Origin of the sequence: Streptomyces endophyticus, assembly GCF_035798155.1 — a bacterium.
Classification (GTDB): domain Bacteria; phylum Actinomycetota; class Actinomycetes; order Streptomycetales; family Streptomycetaceae; genus Streptomyces; species Streptomyces endophyticus.
In genome coordinates this window covers 68892-86898 of the sequence record NZ_JAOZYC010000132.1, presented here as the reverse complement: position 1 = coordinate 86898, position 18007 = coordinate 68892, and the positions used below count along the sequence as shown (strand labels likewise).

General features: G+C 70.9%; 19 protein-coding genes and 1 riboswitch. Of the genes, 9 read left to right on the top strand and 10 right to left on the bottom strand.

The genetic code is table 11. From position 1 onward, the window contains the following. Window positions 1–1139 (bottom strand): chorismate-binding protein (locus tag OKJ99_RS23275; protein ID WP_326019302.1); only part of this gene is annotated, 1139 nt, incomplete at its 3' end. A 291-nt stretch (window positions 1140–1430) separates the two neighbouring features. Between OKJ99_RS23275 and OKJ99_RS23270 the strand changes: the two genes are divergently transcribed. Beyond that, a complete protein-coding gene (locus OKJ99_RS23270; protein WP_326019301.1) occupies window positions 1431–2783 on the top strand; it encodes a class II 3-deoxy-7-phosphoheptulonate synthase in 1353 nt (450 codons plus the stop codon). A gap of 158 nt (window positions 2784–2941) precedes the next feature. Next, entirely contained in the window at window positions 2942–3190 is a 249-nt protein-coding gene (locus tag OKJ99_RS23265; RefSeq protein WP_326019300.1) for a (2Fe-2S)-binding protein, read from the top strand. Here the strand turns inward: OKJ99_RS23265 and bfr are convergent. Next, window positions 3187–3666: a bacterioferritin gene (gene bfr, locus OKJ99_RS23260; RefSeq protein WP_326019299.1), complete on the bottom strand. Its 480-nt coding sequence runs from the start codon at window positions 3664–3666 to the stop codon at window positions 3187–3189. The two genes, OKJ99_RS23265 and bfr, sit on opposite strands and share 4 nt — an antisense overlap. Before the next feature lie 175 nt (window positions 3667–3841). Between bfr and OKJ99_RS23255 the strand changes: the two genes are divergently transcribed. Beyond that, window positions 3842–4474, top strand: a complete 633-nt coding sequence (locus OKJ99_RS23255; RefSeq protein WP_326019298.1) for a sulfite oxidase-like oxidoreductase — start codon at window positions 3842–3844, stop codon at window positions 4472–4474. Between the two features lie 46 nt (window positions 4475–4520). On the opposite strand, the gene OKJ99_RS23250 is transcribed toward OKJ99_RS23255, so the two are convergent. From OKJ99_RS23250 to thiO, 6 genes are all read right to left on the bottom strand, one after another. Further along, the gene (locus OKJ99_RS23250) at window positions 4521–5012 is read right to left on the bottom strand and encodes a DUF4396 domain-containing protein (RefSeq protein WP_326019297.1); all 492 of its coding nucleotides are present in this window, start codon (window positions 5010–5012) and stop codon (window positions 4521–4523) included. Window positions 5013–5079: 67 nt separating this feature from the next. Next, window positions 5080–5943 carry a deoxyribonuclease IV gene (locus OKJ99_RS23245; protein ID WP_326019296.1) on the bottom strand — a complete coding sequence of 288 codons (864 nt, stop codon included), beginning with the start codon at window positions 5941–5943 and terminating at the stop codon, window positions 5080–5082. Window positions 5944–5991: 48 nt separating this feature from the next. After that, on the bottom strand, window positions 5992–7947 hold the full coding sequence (gene pknB / locus OKJ99_RS23240; protein ID WP_326019295.1) for a Stk1 family PASTA domain-containing Ser/Thr kinase: 1956 nt from the start codon (window positions 7945–7947) through the stop codon (window positions 5992–5994). A 136-nt stretch (window positions 7948–8083) separates the two neighbouring features. Then, window positions 8084–8896 carry a thiazole synthase gene (locus tag OKJ99_RS23235; protein ID WP_326019294.1) on the bottom strand — a complete coding sequence of 271 codons (813 nt, stop codon included), beginning with the start codon at window positions 8894–8896 and terminating at the stop codon, window positions 8084–8086. Between the two features lie 7 nt (window positions 8897–8903). Beyond that, complete coding sequence (thiS, locus tag OKJ99_RS23230; protein ID WP_326019293.1) at window positions 8904–9104, bottom strand: sulfur carrier protein ThiS; 201 nt, start codon at window positions 9102–9104, stop codon at window positions 8904–8906. Further along, window positions 9101–10279, bottom strand: a complete 1179-nt coding sequence (thiO, locus tag OKJ99_RS23225; RefSeq protein ID WP_326019292.1) for a glycine oxidase ThiO — start codon at window positions 10277–10279, stop codon at window positions 9101–9103. Before thiO ends, thiS begins: the two co-directional genes overlap by 4 nt. 6 nt (window positions 10280–10285) lie before the next feature. After that, window positions 10286–10399, bottom strand: a riboswitch (TPP riboswitch). Between the two features lie 52 nt (window positions 10400–10451). Between thiO and OKJ99_RS23220 the strand changes: the two genes are divergently transcribed. The 6 genes from OKJ99_RS23220 (at window position 10452) to OKJ99_RS23195 (ending at window position 15312) form a co-directional block, all read left to right on the top strand. Continuing rightward, window positions 10452–10799, top strand: coding sequence for a hypothetical protein (locus OKJ99_RS23220; RefSeq protein WP_326019291.1), 348 nt, complete (start codon window positions 10452–10454; stop codon window positions 10797–10799). 119 nt (window positions 10800–10918) lie between these two features. Next, window positions 10919–12160 (top strand): NAD(P)/FAD-dependent oxidoreductase, encoded by a 1242-nt coding sequence (locus OKJ99_RS23215; RefSeq protein WP_407700747.1) that lies wholly within the window; start codon window positions 10919–10921, stop codon window positions 12158–12160. 84 nt (window positions 12161–12244) lie between these two features. Beyond that, window positions 12245–12610: an Rv2175c family DNA-binding protein gene (locus OKJ99_RS23210; RefSeq protein WP_326019290.1), complete on the top strand. Its 366-nt coding sequence runs from the start codon at window positions 12245–12247 to the stop codon at window positions 12608–12610. 80 nt (window positions 12611–12690) lie between these two features. Then, entirely contained in the window at window positions 12691–13338 is a 648-nt protein-coding gene (thiE, locus tag OKJ99_RS23205) for a thiamine phosphate synthase (RefSeq protein ID WP_326019289.1), read from the top strand. A gap of 105 nt (window positions 13339–13443) precedes the next feature. Further along, a complete protein-coding gene (metF, locus tag OKJ99_RS23200) occupies window positions 13444–14364 on the top strand; it encodes a methylenetetrahydrofolate reductase [NAD(P)H] (RefSeq protein ID WP_326019288.1) in 921 nt (306 codons plus the stop codon). 45 nt (window positions 14365–14409) lie between these two features. Then, on the top strand, window positions 14410–15312 hold the full coding sequence (locus OKJ99_RS23195) for a hypothetical protein (protein ID WP_326019287.1): 903 nt from the start codon (window positions 14410–14412) through the stop codon (window positions 15310–15312). Between the two features lie 116 nt (window positions 15313–15428). On the opposite strand, the gene OKJ99_RS23190 is transcribed toward OKJ99_RS23195, so the two are convergent. Continuing rightward, entirely contained in the window at window positions 15429–16925 is a 1497-nt protein-coding gene (locus OKJ99_RS23190; RefSeq protein WP_326019286.1) for a phytoene desaturase family protein, read from the bottom strand. Window positions 16926–17353: 428 nt separating this feature from the next. Beyond that, window positions 17354–17980: a TetR/AcrR family transcriptional regulator gene (locus OKJ99_RS23185; RefSeq protein WP_326019285.1), complete on the bottom strand. Its 627-nt coding sequence runs from the start codon at window positions 17978–17980 to the stop codon at window positions 17354–17356. Window positions 17981–18007: the final 27 nt, after the last annotated feature.

The following is an 18007-nucleotide window of genomic DNA, read 5'->3' as shown; positions in this document are numbered from 1 at the left end:
CGCGGGCGCGCCGGACGCACGCCGAGCGCGGCCAGCACACCGGCCGCCTTGGCGTGCGTCTCCGCGACCTCGCTCGCCGGGTCGGAGCCACGCACGAGCGTCGCGCCGACCGGGACCCGGAGGTGCCCGGAGGCGTCGATGTCGGCGGTGCGGATCAGAATGGGGGAGTCGAGCGTCTGCGCCCCGCCCGCGTCCCGGCCGACGAGCGCGAGCGCGCCCGCGTAGTAGCCGCGGCCGCCGACCTCGTGCCGCTCGATGACCCGGCAGGCGTTCTGCACGGGTGAGCCGGTGACGGTCGCCGCGAACATCGTCTCCTTGAGGACGTCCCGCACGTCGAGCGTCGACCTGCCGCGCAGCTCGTACTCGGTGTGCGCGAGGTGCGCCATCTCCTTGAGCCGCGGACCGACCACGACACCGCCCATGTCGCCGACGGTGCACATCATCTTGAGCTCCTCGTCGACGACCATCGACAGCTCCTCGATCTCCTTGCCGTCGGCGAGGAAGTCCAGCAGGTGCTCGGGCGTCGGGCCCTCGGCCGGGTAACGGTACGTGCCGCTGATCGGGTTCATGACGACGGTGCCGCCGGACATCCGGACGTGCACCTCGGGGCTGGCGCCCACCAGCGTCCGGTCCCCGGTGTGCACGACGAACGTCCAGTACGCGCCCCGCTCCCCGTCGAGCAGCCGCCGGAACAGCGCGAGGGCGTCGGCCCGCGAGAACCCCGCGATCTCACCCTCGTACGTCCTGCGGATCACGAAGTTCGCGCCCTCGCCCTGCCCGATCTCCTCGCGCAGCACCCGGCCGACGATGTCCGCGTACGCGTCGTCGTCGACGTCGAAGCCGCCGTCACGGACGTCCACGTCGTGCCGAGGGAGCTGTTCCAGGGCCTCGGCGAGCGGGAGCTCGTACGACTCCTCGGGGGTGAGGACCGTGAGCGGGGTGCCGTCGTCGCGGACGTCGAAGCCGCGCTCCCTGATCTGCCGGAAGGGGACGAGGGCCAGCCCTTCGGGGATGTCGGCCAGGCGTTCGTACGCGCCGACCTGACCGACCAGGACCTCGACCGTGTCGTGCTCGCGGCCGGGTGTGCGGCGGCGCAGGAGGGCGAAGGGTCGGTCGTCGGTGAGCAGTGCGTCCAGCATGAGGGAGGTTCCTTCCGGCGACTTCGGGAGTCGCTGACTTCGGGAGTCGTCAGGGAGGAACAGCCCGTGAAAACACTGAAGGCCGCCCCTCGGGCGGCCTTCGCGGTTTCAGGTACGCGCAATCAGTGGGCCGCCGGATGTGCGGTCCACCACCAGGTGCGGTGCAGAAGTTGCGCGAACATGAGCGTCACCGTACCCGATGGCCGGGCAGGACGGCTCAGACGTGTCGGGTCCGTCTCAAAAGATGAGCGGGGGAATGGACCGGCGGGTCGACCCCGTAGTGTTTACGAGGTGACCGTGAACGCTAAGACCAGCGCAAGCGCTGGCAACACCTGGCGAGACCTGCCCGCGGCGCAGCAGCCCGAGTACCCCGATGCCGAGGCTCTGCGCGATGTGATCGCGGACCTCGAGTCGTATCCGCCGCTCGTCTTCGCCGGCGAGTGCGACCAGCTGCGCAACCGCCTGGCGGCCGTCGCCAAGGGAGAGGCGTTCCTGCTCCAGGGCGGCGACTGCGCCGAGGCCTTCGACGCCGTTTCCGCGGACCACATCCGCGCGAAGCTGAAGACGCTGCTCCAGATGAGCGCCGTCCTCACGTACGCGGCCTCCGTGCCGGTCGTGAAGATCGGCCGCATCGCGGGCCAGTACTCCAAGCCGCGCTCCAAGAACACCGAGACCCGCGACGGCGTGACCCTGCCGACCTACCGCGGCGACTCGGTCAACGGCTTCGAGTTCACCGAGGCCGCGCGCGTCCCGGACCCCGAGCGCCTGAAGCAGATGTACAACGCCTCCGCCTCCACGCTCAACCTGGTGCGTGCCTTCACCACCGGTGGCTACGCGGACCTGCGCCAGGTGCACGCCTGGAACCAGGACTTCGTGAAGGCGTCCGCCTCCGGGCAGCGCTACGAGAAGCTCGCCCGCGAGATCGACAACGCGCTGAACTTCATGAAGGCCTGCGGTACCGACCCGGCCGAGTTCAAGGCCGTCGAGTTCTACGCCTCCCACGAGGCGCTGCTGCTCGACTACGAGTCGGCGCTGACCCGCGTGGACTCGCGTACGGGCAATCTGTACGACGTCTCGGGCCACATGGTCTGGATCGGCGAGCGCACGCGTCAGCTGGACCACGCGCACGTCGAGTTCGCCTCGAAGATCCGCAACCCCATCGGGATCAAGCTCGGCCCGACGACGACGGCCGAGGACGCGCTGCAGTACATCGAGCGCCTCGACCCCGACCGCGAGCCCGGCCGGCTGACCTTCATCGTCCGCATGGGCGCCGACAAGGTCCGCGACAAGCTGCCCGAGCTGGTCGAGAAGGTCACGGCGTCCGGCGCACAGGTCGCCTGGATCACCGACCCGATGCACGGCAACACGTACGAGGCGGCCTCCGGTCACAAGACCCGGCGCTTCGACGACGTGCTCGACGAGGTCAAGGGCTTCTTCGAGGTCCACAAGGCGCTCGGCACGCACCCGGGCGGCATCCACGTCGAGCTCACCGGTGACGACGTCACCGAGTGCGTGGGCGGCGGCGACGAGATCTTCGTCGACGATCTGCACCAGCGCTACGAGACGGCCTGCGACCCGCGCCTGAACCGCAGCCAGTCGCTCGACCTGGCGTTCCTGGTGGCGGAGATGTACCGCGACCAGTGAGCGTCGCTCGCTGTACGTAACGCCGTGGGGCGCGGATCACAGAGATCCGCGCCCCACGGCACTTTTGTGCTTCTGGTCGGCCGGGTAAGGTTAGGTTAGCCTCACCGATCAATCGGGACGGCGTTTCCTATGAGTCCCGACGACAGTCCGACCGGGAGGTGAACCGCGTGTTCGTCTGCAACTGCTTCGGTGTCACCGAGGCGCAGGTCAAGAAGCACGCGGAGGACGGTGCCTGCACCCCCCGCCAGATAGCGTCGGCCTGCAAGGCCGGCACCGACTGCGGCTCGTGCGTCCGCCGGATCCAGGCGCTGCTCGGCCGGAGCGCGTGCCCCCGCCGGGAGCTCGTCGAGCAGGGCGAGGCGACCGCGGCCCTCGCGCCGCCGACGGAAATGCCGAAGGCCGCCTAGCTGTCCGGCTGCTCGATGAGCTGCGCGATGTACAGCGCCTCACCCAGCTTCTCCACCAGTTCCAGCTGCGTGTCCAGGTAGTCGATGTGGTGCTCCTCGTCCTCGAGGATCGACTCAAAAATGTTCGCGGACGTGATGTCGCCCTTGCCGCGCATCACCTCGATGCCCCGCTTCAGACGGTCGATCGCCTCGACCTCGATCTGCCGGTCCGCCTGGAACATCTCGGTGACCGTCTGGCCGACCCGGACGTGGAAGAGCCTTTGGTAGTTGGGCAGACCGTCCAGGAACAGGATCCGGTCGGTCAGCACCTCCGCGTGCTTCATCTCGTCGAACGACTCGGAGCGCGTGTACTTCGCGAGCTTCGTCCAGCCGAAGTTGTCCTGCATCTTCGCGTGCAGGAAGTACTGATTGATCGCCGTCAGCTCGGCCGTCAGCTGCTCGTTGAGAAACTCGATGACCTCGGGGTCGCCCTGCATCGCAGAGGCTCCTTCCAAGCGGTTACTGGGCAGGTTTCGCGCATCCTTGCACCGGCACAGGAGTGCGTCCAGTAAGTGCATGCTTAGTAGGAGTTGCCCGAATCAACGCTCTTGGCAGGTCCGGGCGGGGTGGGCGTGGTCACGTCCACTGCTCCAGGTCTGTCAGGATGGAGCCATGGGTCATCCGGTGGGTCGCGAGTCTGGGGGAGCAGTGCAGCCGGAGCTTCCACCGGGGCAGCGTCTGCAGCGCGGTTGGCCCGTCACGCACTACGGCCCGGTGCCCAAGTTCCGGCCCGAGCGCTGGGAGTTCAGGGTCTTCGGCTCGACCGCCGACGGTGACAAGCACTGCTGGAACCACGAGGAGTTCTCGGCGCTGCCGTACGGGACCGTGGTCGGCGATCTGCACTGCGTCACGAAGTTCAGCATGCTCGCCGCCGAATGGGGCGGCGTGCGCGCCTCCACGATCGTGGAGCTCGCCCCTCCCGGGCCCGATGTCACCCATGTGATGGTGTGGGCCGAGTACGGATTCTCGTCCAACCTGCGACTGTCCGACTTCGTCTCCGAGCGGACCATTTTCGCCACGCACAAGGACGGCGAGCTGCTCACCGCGGAGCACGGTTTCCCGCTGCGCCTCGTCGTGCCCCATCTGTACGCCTGGAAGGGCCCGAAGTGGGTGCGCGGCGTCGAGTACATGACGGCGGACCGGCGCGGGTTCTGGGAGGAGCGCGGGTACCACAACGTGGGCGACCCGTGGCGCGAGCAGCGGTATTCGTACCAGGAGGGGCCCGGAGAAGGGCCCGAGTTCTAGGTCCGTCTTCCGGGCCCTCGCCAGGCCGCGATGTACCCCCTGGGGGTCAGTGGTACTGGTGCACCACCGCGTGGCCCTTGCCGCGGCCGATCATCCAGCGGTTGACCGGGGTCGTCACCACGAAGGCGATCGCCAGCGAGACGGCGAGCGCGCCCCAGAACAGGGCGTCCGACAGGTGGGCGTCCATGGCGTTCGGCCAGAGGACGATGACGCCGTTGTCGATCAGCTCCATGACCGCGATGGACAGGGTGTCCGCGGCGAGCGCGACGCGGAAGGCCGTCTTGAAGTCGACGCCCGCGCGCAGGATGCCGCGCAGCGTGAGCGCGTAGCCGAAGAAGAAGGCGAGCGCGATCGCCAGGACCATCGTCGGTACGTTGCCCCAGCCGAACGCGGTGCCGATCACCATGCCGAGGACCTCGCCGATGGCACAGCCGGTGAGGCAGTGCAGGGTGGCCTGGGCGGCCATGGACCAGGTGACCTTGCCGCCGGTGCCGTGTGCGCCGTGGTGTTCGTGCCCGGTGTGCGTCTGGTGCCGCATGGTTCCCCCAGTGGTCGCTGCGGATGCTGTCACCAGGGGGAACCCATATACCCCCTAGGGGTATTCCTCAGATGCGAAGCTCCTTGAGGCGCGCGACGTCGGCCGCGTGCCCCTCCTTGCCGCCGGGCGTCTCGATGACCAGGGGAACGTTCTCGGTCGCGGGGTGGGCAAGCAGTTCGCGGAACGGGTCCTCGCCGATGTGACCGGATCCGATGTTCTCGTGCCGGTCCTTGTGGGCGCCCACGACGTCCTTGGAGTCGTTGGCGTGGATCAGCTTGAGCCGGCCCTCGCCGACCGTGTCCACGAGCAGGTCGAGGGTCTGCTTCATGCCGGCCGGGCCCGTGAGGTCGTGGCCCGCCGCGAAGATGTGGCAGGTGTCGAGGCAGACGCCCAGCTTGGGGTGGCGGTCGAGGGCGTCGAAGTACGGGCCGAAGTCCCAGGTGCGCGAGCAGAGCGAGGAGCCCTGGCCCGCGGTCGACTCCAGGAGCAGGAACGGATCGTCGTCGTGGGTCAGCTCGTCGAGCAGCGGCAGCATGCGCTCGCGGACCTGCGCGAGGGCGACGTCGCGGTCCCGGCCGCCGGTCGCGGAGCCGGTGTGCACGACGACGCCGAGGGCGCCGATCGCGCGGGCCCGGCGCAGCGAGTGGCGCAGGGAGTCCACGGACCTGTCGACGGTCGCCTCGGTGTGCGAACCGAAGTTGATCAGGTACGGGGCGTGGACGTACGCCGGGATGTTCTCCGCGGCGCACCGGTCGCGGAAGTCCTCGTCCTGCTTGGGGTTTCCGGGCGGGGTGGCCCAGCCGCGGGGGTTGGCCACGAAGACCTGGACGGTTTCGGCCTTGAGGTCGCGGGCGTAGGAGAGCCCTACGGTCGCGAGGCCGCCGGCCACGGGGACATGGCCGCCGATCGGATTGCGGATGCTGCTGTTCACCCGGCCCAGGGTGTCATGGGCCGCCGAACGCCAGGGGCCGGGCTGCCGCTACCGGATGGTGATCGTGACCGTGGAGCCCTTCGGGGCCTCGTCGCCGCCCTCCACCGACTGGCTCTTGACCGTGTCGCCGAACAGGCCGAGCAGGCCGCGGTTCTCCTCCACCTCGAAGCCCGCCGCGCTGAGCTGCGACTTCGCCTCGTCGACCTTGAGGTCCGTGACGTCGGGGACCTCGACCATGACGGGGCCCTTGGAGATCGTGAGGGTCACCGTGTCGCCCTCGGCGAGCTGCTTGCCCTCGGCGGGGGACTGCTGGGCGATGCTGCCCTTGTCCTCTTCGGAGTTGACCCGCTTCGTGGAGATCTCGGCCTTCAGACCCGCGTCCTCCAGGTCGGCGATGGCGTCCTGCTCGGACTCGCCCGTGACGTCGGGGACGTCGATCGGGGAGCCCTTGGAGACGACCAGGGCGACGGCGGAACCGGCCTTGCGGGTCTTGCCCGCGTCGGGATCCGTGCGGATCACCGAGCCCTTGGCGATCTCGTCGCTGAACTCCTTGGTGGTCATGCCGGGTTCGAGGTCCCGCTTCCTGAGGTCGCTCTTCGCCGTGCCCAGCGGGGTGCTGCTGAGGTCGGGGACCTTCACGGTCTTCGAGCCCCTGGACACCGTCAGGTCCACCGAGCCGCCGCTGCGGATGCGGTCGCCGGATCCCGGGTCGCTGTCCATCACGGTGCCGCGCTTGTACGTGTCGCTGTACTCGCGGGCGACCGTGCCCCTCTCCAGGCCCGCGCCGGCAAGCCGCTTCTCGGCCTGCGTCTGCGTCTGGTTGAGGACGGACGGGACCTTCGTGAACTGGCCCGAGTTGATGTACCAGACGCCCGTGCCGACACCGAGGACCAGCAGGACGGCCGCGAGGATCGCGAGGGTGCGGCGCTGCGGGCCGCGGCCGCGAGCGCTGCCGCGCGCCGGTCCGGGGGCCGCGGGCGGCGGGGACGGCGGCATCTCCAGGCGGCTCGTCCGGTTGAGCCGTGCCTGGCCCGCGGAGTCCGTGGGCAGCGGCAGCTGTACGGGCGTGCCCACCGCGCGCGGGATCACACTCGTACGGTCGTCGGCCCCCACGTACGCCGTATCGCGGGCCTGCGGCGGCACCGCGTCCAGCTGGGCATCGGTGAGCGTCGACCGGGCGTACCTGGCCTGCGCGAGCAGCGCCACGGCGTCGTGCGGGCGCACCTCGGGGGTGCGCGCGGTCGCCGACGCGACCAGTTCGTCGAGCTCGAAGGGGAGGCCGGGGACCGCGGCCGAGGGCGGGGGCACGTCCTCGTGAAGGTGCTTGTAGAGGATCTGGGCGGGGGACTCGCCCGCGTGCGGCTTGCCTCCCGTGAGCATTTCGTAGAACACGACACCGCACGCGTAGACGTCGACGCTCGCTGTCGCCGTGCCGTTCTCGATCTGCTCGGGCGCCAGGTACGAGACCGTGCCGAGGACCGCCCCCGTCGTGTTCGTGACCGTGTCCACCGCGCGGACCAGGCCGAAGTCCGCCACCTTGACCCGGCCGTCGTCCCCTATCAGGACGTTCTCCGGCTTCATGTCGCGGTGCACGAAGCCCGCGCGGTGGGCCGCGCCCAGTGCGGCGAGGACCGGCTCCAGGATGTCGAGGGCGGCGCGGGGCCGCAGCGCTCCCCGGTCGCGCAGTACGTCACGCAGGGTGCAGCCGGCCACGTACTCCATCGCCAGATACACGTACGCGCCGTCGGTGCCCTGGTCGTACACCCCCACGACGTTGGGGTGCGAGAGGCGGGCCACCGACTTGGCCTCGCGGATGAAACGGTCCACGAACGAGGCGTCGGCGGCCAGCGAGGGGTGCATCACCTTGAGCGCGAGCACGCGGTCGAGGCGGGTGTCCACGGCCCGGTAGACCGTGGCCATCCCGCCGACCGCGATGCGTGCGTCGACGCGGTACCGGCCGTCGAGCACGTGCCCGAGCAACGGGTCCTGAAGGGTCGTGTCCACGCAGGCGAGTGTACGAGGAGTCACCGACACGCAGCTTCCGTGCCGCAGGACTGGGCCCGTCCTGCAGCACAGCTGTGACCACTCTCAAGCCCCGCCGGCGGTTGAGGCGCGGGTCCGGGGCAGAGCCCCGTGTCCGTCACACGGTGCGGGCCGCCGAGAACGCCGGGCGCTCCGGATCAAGCACCGCCCGCCCCTCCGCAGGAGACGACGCCTCCGCAAAGTGCCGCTTCGGGATGCGCCCGGCCCGGTACGCGAAGCGGCCCGCCTCCACCGCGTGCCGCATGCCCTCGGCCATCAGGACGGGCTCCTGCGCGCGGGTCACCGCCGAGGCGAGCATCACACCCGCGCAGCCGAGTTCCATGGCGAGTGCCACATCGGATGCCGTGCCGGCGCCCGCGTCCAGGATCACCGGTACGCGCGCGTGCTCGGTGATCAGCTGGAAGTTGTGCGGGTTGCGGATGCCGAGCCCGGAGCCGATGGGGGAGCCGAGCGGCATGATCGCCGCACAGCCGACGTCCTCCAGCTTGCGGGCCAGAACCGGGTCGTCGTTCGTGTAGGGCAGGACCGTGAAGCCGTCGTCCACCAGCGTCTCCGCGGCGTCGAGCAGCTCGATCGGATCGGGCAGCAGGGTGCGCTCGTCGGCGATGACCTCCAGCTTCACCAGGCCCGTGCCGAGTGCCTCGCGCGCGAGGCGGGCCGTCAGTACGGCCTCTCCCGCGGTGAAGCAGCCGGCCGTGTTGGGCAGCACCCGTATGTTGAGTTTTTCCAGGACGGAGAGCACCGAGCCGTGCACGCTCGCGTCCACGCGGCGCATCGCCACGGTGGTGAGTTCGGTTCCGGAGGCCACCAGGGAGCGCTCCAGGACGTCGAGGCTGGGTGCTCCGCCCGTGCCCATGATCAGGCGCGAGGAGTACGGGTCGCCCCCGAGGACGAAAGTGTCGTCGGCCATGGACGGTTCAGCCTCCTTGTACGGCCGTGAGGACCTCGACGCGGTCTCCTTCGGAGAGCGCCGTGGCGGGCCATTGGGTGCGGGGGACGACGGTTTCGTTGAGGGCGGCGGCGACGCCCCCGGGCGCGGTGGTGAGCGTGGTGACCAGGAGGTCGAGCGTGATGCCCGCGGTCACCGTGCGCGGCTCGCCATTGACGTGGACGTTCATACGGGCTGCTCCACGAGGGCGGTGCCGAAGCGTTTCGGCGTGAACGGGCGGGCCTCTTCAGGGAGTTCACCGGTGGTCAGGACGTGCGCCATGGTGTCGCCGGTGATCGGCGTCAGGAGCACGCCGTTGCGGTAGTGGCCGGTCGCCAGGAGGAGGCCGGGCAGGGCGGTCGGTCCCAGGAGCGGGGCGTTGTCGGGGGAGCCGGGGCGCAGGCCCGCGCGGGTCTCGGTGAGCGGGAGTTCGGTGATGCCGGGGACGAGTTCGTGGGCGTCCCGCAGGAGTTCGTAGACGCCTCCCGCGGTGACCGTGGTGTCCCAGCCGAGTTCCTCGCTGGTCGCGCCCACCACGAGTTCGCCGTTGACGCGCGGCACCAGGTAGAGGTTGCCGCCGCGCACGACCGCCCGGACCGTGCGGCTGAGGAAGGGCGCGTACCGCTTCGGCACCGTCAGGCGCAGCACCTGGCCCTTGACGGGGCGCACCGGCGGCAGCACCGCGTCGGGCACGCCCGCGAGCTGTCCGCCGCGGCTGCCCGCGGCCAGCACCACCTGTTCCGCGGCGAGTTCGGTGCCGTCGGCGAGGACCGCGCCGCGCGCCCGGTCGCGGACGACACAGAGCCTCTCGGCCCACGACCGGTGGAAGGTCACGCCGGAGCGCTCACAGGCCGTCACGAGGGCGCTCGCGAGCCTTCTCGGGTCGATCTGGTGGTCCCCGTCGACGCGCAGTCCGCCGCGCACGCCCGGGGCGAGCATCGGCTCCAGGCGGCGGCAGTCGCGGCCCGAGAGCCACTCGGACTCGAGCCCCGACTTCGTTTGCAGCGCGTGCAGTTCGCGCAGGTGGGCGCGGTCGTCGGCGTCGAGCGCGACCGCGAGCGTGCCGCACGCGCGGTAGCCGAGGTCCTGCCCGGTGGCCTCCGACAACTCGGCCGCGAAGTCCGGGTAGCGGCGTGCGGAGGCGAGGTTCAGGCCGAGCAACGTCTGCTCGCCGTGGTGGAGTTCGGTGACGGCGGCCAGCATTCCGGCCGCCACCTGGGCGGCCCCGCCGCCGGGTTCGGGGTCCGCGACCGCGACGGACAGGCCGCGCTGCGCGGCCCGCCAGGCGGTGACCAGACCGATGATGCCGCCACCGACGACAAGGACGTCGCAGGTGTGCGGGTGGACGGGGTGCGTTGAAGGCATGGACGACATGGGCGTCAAGCCCCTCCCTTCGCCGGTATGACCCGGATCAGGTTCGTACGGTCGAAGGCCGCTCCAGCCTCCCTCTCAGCCCGCTGCGTACGGGCTCCCGCGAGTGCTCTACGTTGGCCACCCTAGCCGTTCACCATGGCCTCCAGTAAGGGAGTCTCAGCCCGTGGCCCGTTCTCTCGACGGTCTTGTTCTGTCCCCTGTCGCCGACCAGGCCCCGGGGCAGGTGGGCACGCGGACCCGCTTCACGTACCGGGAGCGGGACGGCCGTATTTCCGCCGCCTACGTAGGCGGCGATGTCGTGGAGGGGCACCTCGTGGGCACGCGCGCCGGGGACCGGATCGACTTCCGCTACGTCCAGCTGAAGACCGACGGAACCACCTCCTCCGGGCACTGCGTCTCGACCGTGTCCGAGCTCCCCGACGGCCGGGTGCGCCTCGACGAGACCTGGGAGTGGGAGTCGCAGCAGGGCAGCGGCACCAGCGTGGTCGAGGAGCTCGCCGGACCGGCATGAACGCCGGAGCGGCGCCCTTTTCCTTGATCGATAAACCGCTGGCACATGTGCAGGACGTCACGGCGCGGGAGTGGCCCAGGCCGCTGACTGACGCAAGATCAGGTGCCTAAAGTGATCCCGTGAGTGAGCAGCGGAGCGGGAGCGGAGCGCCTTCGGGGCAGCGGAACGTCGTCATCGTGGGCGCGGGCATGGCCGGTGTGCAGACCGCCGTCGCGCTGCGCGAACAGGGCTTCACCGGCGCTGTCACGCTGCTCGGCGCCGAACCCCACCAGCCGTACGACCGGCCTCCGCTGTCCAAGGCGGTGCTGCTCGGCAAGGCCGAGGGCTCGGCCTTCGACGTGGACTTCGAGGCGCTCGGCGTCTCCCTGGAGCTGGGCCGCGAGGTGACGGGGCTGCGGCCCGGTGACCACGAGCTGGACACGGCCGAAGGGCCGGTCCCGTACGACGTGCTGGTCGTCGCGACCGGCGCCGAACCCGTCCAGCTGCCGGGCGCGCGATCCGCCCCCGGAGTGCACCTGCTGCGCACGCTCGACGACGCCGAGCGGCTGCGGCCCGTCCTCGCCGGGCAGCAGGACGTGGTGGTCGTGGGCGCCGGCTGGATCGGCGCCGAGTTCGCCACCGCGGCCCGTGAGGCCGGCTGCCGGGTCACGGTGGTGGAGGCCGCCGAGCGGCCGCTGGCCGGGGCGCTGCCCGCCGAGATCGCCGCCCCCATGGCTACCTGGTACGCCGACGCCGGAGCCCGGCTGCGCACCAGCGCGCGCGTGGAGCGCGTCGAGCCCGGCGTCGTGGTCCTCGACGACGGCACGCGGCTGCCCGCGGGAGCCGTCGTCGTCGGCATCGGAGCCCGCCCCGCCACCCGCTGGCTGGCCGGCTCCGGCATCGAGCTGGGCGCCCACCGCGAGGTCCTCGCGGACGACGGGCTGCGCACCTCCGTGCCCGACGTGTACGCGGTGGGGGACTGCTCCTCGTTCCCCTCGGCGCGCTACGGAGAGCGCCTCATGGTCCACCACTGGGACAACGCGCTGCAGGGGCCGCGCACGGTGGCGGCGAACATCGTCGGCGAGACCCCGGCGGTGTACGACCCGGTGCCCTATTTCTGGTCCGAGCAGTTCGGCCGGTTCGTGCAGTACGCCGGGCACCACGCGGGCGCCGACGCGACGGTGTGGCGCGGCGACCCCGCCGGTGCCGCCTGGTCGGTGTGCTGGCTGCGGGACGGTGCCCTGGTGGCGGTCCTCGCCGTCGGGAAGCCGCGTGACCTGGCCCAGGGGCGCAAGCTCATCCAGGCGGGGACCGTGCTCGACCCGGAGCTCCTCGCGGATCCGGCCCGCCCGCTGAAGTCCGCGGTGGCACCCAAGGCGTGACAGACGGGGGCAAACGGGAGGAGTCGTGGCCCATCCGCACCGGCCCGGCTTCCGAGTGTCAGTCCGGGATGGCACGCTTGTCCTGTGACCGAGATTGACGCAAAGATCGATGCTCTCGTCCCTGCCTGGCTCAACCTCCCCGACATCGCGGAACACCTCGATGTCGAGGTGACGCGCGTGCGGCAGCTGGTCAAGGAAGGCCAGCTGATCGCCGTGCGCCGCGGTGAGAACAGGGCATTGCACGTGCCCGCCGCCTTCATCGACGGCGACAAGATCGTCAAGGGGCTCGTCGGCCTCCTGACGGTTCTGAGGGACGACGGCTTCAGCGACGCAGAGATGCTGGAGTGGCTCTTCACCCCCGACCCGACCCTGCCGGGCACGCCCGCGCAGGCCTTGAGCGAGAATCGCGGCACGGAGGTGAAGCGTCGCGCCCAGGCGCTCGCCGTCTGACCTGACAACCGTCCGGCGTGCGCACCGCGACCCTCGTGGTGCGCACGCCACCGACACCGCACGACCCACGGGGGGACTTCATGGCGGACTCCAGGCGCGCACTGCTCGCCGACGCGCGGCTCTACCTGTGCACCGACGCGCGCAGGCGCCAGGGCGATCTGCCGGAGTTCCTCGACGCCGTGCTGGCCGGCGGCGTCGACATCGTGCAGCTGCGCGACAAGGGCATGGAGGCCGGCGAGGAGCTGGAGCACCTCCAGGTGTTCGCCGAGGCCGCCCGCCGGCACGGCAAGCTGTTCGCGGTGAACGACCGCGCGGACGTCGCCCACGCGACCCGCTCGGACGTGCTGCACCTGGGCCAGGGCGACCTGCCGGTCCCCGCGGCCCGCGCCGTCCTCGGCGAGGACGTGCTCATCGGCCGCTCCACGCACGCCGCGGACGAGGCCGCCGCGGCCGCCGTCCAGGAGGGTGTGGACTACTTCTGCACGGGCCCCTGCTGGCCGACCCCGACCAAGCCCGGGCGGTACGCCCCCGGCCTTGACCTGGTGCGCTACACGGCGGGCCTGGACACGGACCGCCCCTGGTTCGCGATCGGCGGCATCGACCTGACGAATCTGGACGAGGTGCTGGAGGCCGGCGCCCGCAGGGCCGTCGTCGTCCGGGCCATCACGGAGGCCGACGATCCGGCCGCCGCGGCGGCCGAGTTCGCGAAGCGCCTGCGCGCCGTGTGACCTGCGCGATCCCGGAGGAACCCGCCGGTAACGGCCGTCCCGCCCGCCTGTCCGCAAGGTGGACGGGGATTAGGGGCTTTGGATATCGGTCAGTAACCTGCCCGTATGGCCCTAGGTACTGCTTCCACCAGGACTGATCGTGCCCGCACCGTGCGCGACATGCTCGCGCCCGGCAAGACGGCTTTTTCGTTCGAGTTCTCCGCGCCGAAGACCCCGAAGGGCGAGCGCAACCTGTGGAACGCCCTGCGCAGGGTCGAGGCGGTCTCACCCGACTTCGTCTCCGTGACGTACGGCGCCGGCGGCTCCACGCGCGCGGGCACCGTCAAGGAGACACAGCAGATCGTCGCCGACACGACGCTGACGCCGGTGGCCCACATCACGGCCGTCGAACACTCGGTCGCCGAACTGCGCAACATCATCGGCCAGTACGCCGACGCCGGGATCCGGAACATGCTCGCGGTGCGCGGTGACCCGCCCGGCGACCCCATGGGTGACTGGATCTCGCACCCCGAAGGCCTCACGTACGCGGCCGAACTCGTTGAATTGATCAAGGAGTCCGGGGACTTCTGCGTCGGCGTCGCGGCATTCCCCTCGATGCACCCGCGCTCGGCGGACTGGGACTCCGACGTGCGGCACTTCGTCGACAAGTGCCGTGCGGGCGCCGATTACGCGATCACGCAGATGTTCTTCAACCCGGAGGAGTATCTGCGGCTGCGCGACAAGGTCGCCGCGGCCGGCTGCGAGACGCCGATCATCCCGGAATGCATGCCGGTGACGAGTGTGCGCATGCTCGAACGCCTGCCCAAGTTGAGCAACGCGGACTTCCCTCCGGAGTTGAAAGAGCGAATCCTCACAGCAAAAGACGATCCAGCCGCTGTACGCTCCATTGGCATCGAGTTCGCTACGGAGTTTTGCGCCAAGCTGCTTGACGAGGGAGTGCCGGGTCTGCACTTCATTACCCTCAACAACTCCACGGCGACGTTGGAGATTTACGAGAACCTGGACCTGCACCACGAGCGGGGCTGATTTCGCCGTACCCACAAGGGCTACGGCCGTACGAGAGGGGCGTACATGGGCTGGGCGGTCCTCTATGTCGCGTTCGGACTGGTGGCACTGTGGCTCCTCGGTGAGGTCCTGCTGCAGTACAAGGCACGGCTGCGCTGGCGGCTGCTGGCCTTCGGCGGCTTCCTCGGAGTCGTGCTCGGTGTCCTGATGCCTTCGGTGTACGTCATCGGGGCCGGGGCCATCGCGTTCGCGATCGGGCAGACGTACGTCACGCTGTCGTTCCGCCGCGGTTTCGCCGCGGGCTGGTCGCTCAAGGGCGTGCCGGGCGTCCCGGGCGTCGACCGTAAGCGCCGCTCCGGGGAGGAGCTGCACCAGGACCCGACCCTCCAGGTCTCGGACCTGGAGTTCGAGCCGGCCCGGCAGGAGTACGCGCCGGTCCCGGAGTCGGCGGCCGAGAGCACGGCGGTGTACGCCCCCGAGCCGATGCCCGACGACACCAGCCAGTACGGCGTCTACCAGGACGCGGCGTACGCCCAGACCGCCCAGGCGGCACCCGGGATGCAGGACTACGGCTACGACGCCGGGTCCTACGGCTACGACCAGCAGGGTTACGCCTACGGCTATGACCCGGCTCAGCAGCCTTACGCCGCCCCGTACTCGGACCCGTACATCGGGACGCAGACCTACCCGGCGCAGCCCCAGTACGGCGACCCGTACGCCACCGGGCAGGGCTACGCGGACCCGTACGCGACGGCGGCGGGCTACGGCGGGGAGACGCCCCCCGGCGGCGTGTGGGTACCGCAGCAGCGCAACGGCGACGGGCAGCAGGACTACGGCGGTGAACTGCCGCCCGAGCAGCAGTACCCGTCGTACCCGCAGCACGACCCGAACACCGCGTACGACAACAACGGGTACGACAACACCGGATACGACAACAACGGATACAACGAGCAGCAGTACAGGTACTGAATCAGGTACTGAACACAGGTACTGAACGCAGGTACTGAACGCGGAGCCCCGAGCAGCTGAGGCGCTCGGGGCTCATTGCGTCGGGGGCTCCCGCGGTTCACGCAGGCGCCCGCGGCTCACTGTGAGCCCTGGAAGCCCGGGCCCTCCACGATCAGGCCCGCCACCAGCGCGCCGGACATGCCCGCGTGCGGCAGCCCGCCGCCCGGGTGGGACCAGCCGCCCACGGTCGTCAGGCCGGGCAGGGCCGTGGTGTTCGACGCGTGCAGCAGCTTGCCGCCCGCCGCCGCGAGCGCGGGGGCGGGCACGGCGCCGCCCTCGGTTCCGGTGGCCTCGGCGATGTCCTGCGGGGTGCGCACCTCGTGCCACAGCAGCCGCTCGCGCAGCTCGGGCACCGCACGCTCGGCCGCCGCGAGGACCCGCTCCACGTCGTCCTCGCCCACGCGCGCGTGGGCCGGAACGGTCACCGTGAGGGTCACCGCCTCGTGCTCGGCGTCCGGCACCGCCGCCGCGTCACCGGTACGCAGCACCGCCACCGTCGGTCTCTGAGGTGCCGGGCCGCCTTCGAAGAGCCATGCCAACTCGGCGTCCCGGTCCGCCGCGTGCACCACCGTGCGGTGCGGGGTGTCCTGCGGCCGGGCCCCGCGCAGAGCGAGGTGCACGGTCAGCCGGCTCGGCCACGCCGACTCGCGCTGGGACGGCCCCTCGGCGCGCACGGGCCGCCCCGGAAGCAGCCCACTGAGCATGCCCGGAGCGACGCCCGCCACCACGAACTCGGCTTCCTCCACCGTGCCGTCGGCCAGCTCCACACCGGCCGCGCGCCCGTCCTTCTCCACGATCCGGGTGACGGCCGAACCGAATCTGAACTCGACTTTCCGCTGCAGGCAGCGCGCGTGCACGGCGTCCGCGAGGGCCCGCATCCCGCCGGCCACGGCCCACGTCCCGAACGTCTGCTCCATGTAGGGCAGCACGGCCGCGCTCGCGGGGGCGGTACGGGGATCGAGGCCGCACGCCAGCGCGTACTGCTCAAGGAGCGCCACCAGTCGCGGCTCCCCGCCCAGTTCGAGCGCGCCGATCTCCGCGAGGGTCCCCGCCGCGCGGTCCTTGCGCAGGACCCGCTTGTGCACGACCGAGGGGTACGGCTCGCGGTCGGCCAGCACCTGCCAGTTCGGCCACAGCGGCTCTTCGAGCAGCGGGCGCCGCGAGCGGTCCCAGGCCTCCCGCGCGCGGTTCATGAACGCCGACCAGCGCCCGCCCGCGCCCGGACCGACCGCCGCGTCGAGCGCCTCGGCGACGCCCGCCCGCCGCGCGTTCGGCAGGTCCGTCGTCGTGCCGTCCGCGAAGACGTGCCGCACGGCGGGCTCGATCTGGGTGAGGCCGACGAGGTCCTCCAGCGGCTCCTTGCCGGTCTTGATGAACAAGTCCCGCTGGACGGCGGGCAGATGGAGCAGCCCCGGGCCCGTGTCGAACGCGAAGCCGTCGCGATCGAGGCGGCCCAGCGACCCGCCGTATGTCGACGCGCGCTCGAAGACCACCGGTCGGTGGCCCGCGACGGCCAGCCGAGCGGCGGCCGCCATGGCGCCCATCCCCGCGCCGATCACCGCAATTCGTGCCATGCCAGGGACCTTATCCGCCACCACTGACAACACCGCCGCCAGGTCGCACGGCTGCAGTGGTCCGCTGAGTGCGGGCACGGAGTCCGCCTGGGCTTGAGCGCGCACGTCTGAGTATCCGTACCTAGTCGGGGAGATGAGTAGGTACGCGGATGGGGCCCGACCTGCGCAGACGGGAGAGTGGAGGACACGGACAGGGGCACGGATGCGGCACCGCCGACACGGGGCGGCGGAACGGATCGAGTGCCTCTTGCCGCTCCTCTCGCCCGCAAGGGCGGGAGTGAGGACGGGGGACCCTGGGGGAGACCGAACGGGGGTCCAACGGGGGAACAACGGGGGATGCGCCGGTCCGGTGAGGCCTGAGAACGACCACAGGCCCTGCCGGACCGGCGCTTCATTTGTGCCGGTCCGGCAGGGCCTGTCGCTGTGCCTCAGGCCTTGCCCGTCAGCGGCTGCCCGCCGCCCACCCGCCCCTGGAGCAGCAGCGAGAGCGCGCCGTGCACATCGTCCAGCGAGCGCTCCGGCTGGAACGCCTGCCAGTCCAGGGCGGCCACGAGGACCATGCCCACGAGGGCCGCCGCCGTGAGCGGCACGTCGATCTCCTCGCTCAGCTCACCGCTCTCCACCGCGGCCCGCAGCACGTCCTCGACCACGGCCACCGTCTCGTTGCGGACCACGGCGAGCGTGGACTGCCAGGCACGGTTGGTGCGCCACAGCTCGGCGACGTAGAGCTGGGTGAAGGCCGGGTACTCATCGATGAACACGAGGCCCGCACGGATCATCGCGTCCAGGGCGTCGACCTTGCTGCCGCCGTTCTCGTCCGACTTCTGTGCCGCCTCCCGGAGGGAGGCGGAGAGGAGCCCGACGCCGTGCCGCAGCAACTCCTCGAAGAGGACCGACTTGCTGGCGAAGTTGTAGTAGACCGTGCCCTTCGCGACCCCGGCCCGCTCGGCGATCTCGTCGACCGTGGTGGCGGAGAAGCCCTGTTCCGCGATGAGTGTGACCGCGGCCTCGTAGAGCTTCTGCCGGGTGGCCTGACGCCGTGTGCTGCTTTCCATGCCCCTGATTCTCACAGGAGCCGTTGT

Excerpts from the sequence above, each read along its gene's own strand:
- metF (WP_326019288.1), top strand. The coding sequence starts at position 13,444 with ATGGCCCTAGGTACTGCTTCCACCAGGACTGATCGTGCCCGCACCGTG.
- OKJ99_RS23250 (WP_326019297.1), bottom strand. The coding sequence starts at position 5,012 with ATGCGGCACCAGACGCACACCGGGCACGAACACCACGGCGCACACGGC.
- OKJ99_RS23190 (WP_326019286.1), bottom strand. The coding sequence starts at position 16,925 with ATGGCACGAATTGCGGTGATCGGCGCGGGGATGGGCGCCATGGCGGCC.
- OKJ99_RS23255 (WP_326019298.1), top strand. The coding sequence starts at position 3,842 with ATGGGTCATCCGGTGGGTCGCGAGTCTGGGGGAGCAGTGCAGCCGGAG.
- bfr (WP_326019299.1), bottom strand. The coding sequence starts at position 3,666 with ATGCAGGGCGACCCCGAGGTCATCGAGTTTCTCAACGAGCAGCTGACG.
- thiS (WP_326019293.1), bottom strand. The coding sequence starts at position 9,104 with ATGAACGTCCACGTCAATGGCGAGCCGCGCACGGTGACCGCGGGCATC.
- thiO (WP_326019292.1), bottom strand. The coding sequence starts at position 10,279 with ATGCCTTCAACGCACCCCGTCCACCCGCACACCTGCGACGTCCTTGTC.
- OKJ99_RS23185 (WP_326019285.1), bottom strand. The coding sequence starts at position 17,980 with ATGGAAAGCAGCACACGGCGTCAGGCCACCCGGCAGAAGCTCTACGAG.
- OKJ99_RS23235 (WP_326019294.1), bottom strand. The coding sequence starts at position 8,896 with ATGGCCGACGACACTTTCGTCCTCGGGGGCGACCCGTACTCCTCGCGC.
- OKJ99_RS23195 (WP_326019287.1), top strand. The coding sequence starts at position 14,410 with ATGGGCTGGGCGGTCCTCTATGTCGCGTTCGGACTGGTGGCACTGTGG.
- thiE (WP_326019289.1), top strand. The coding sequence starts at position 12,691 with ATGGCGGACTCCAGGCGCGCACTGCTCGCCGACGCGCGGCTCTACCTG.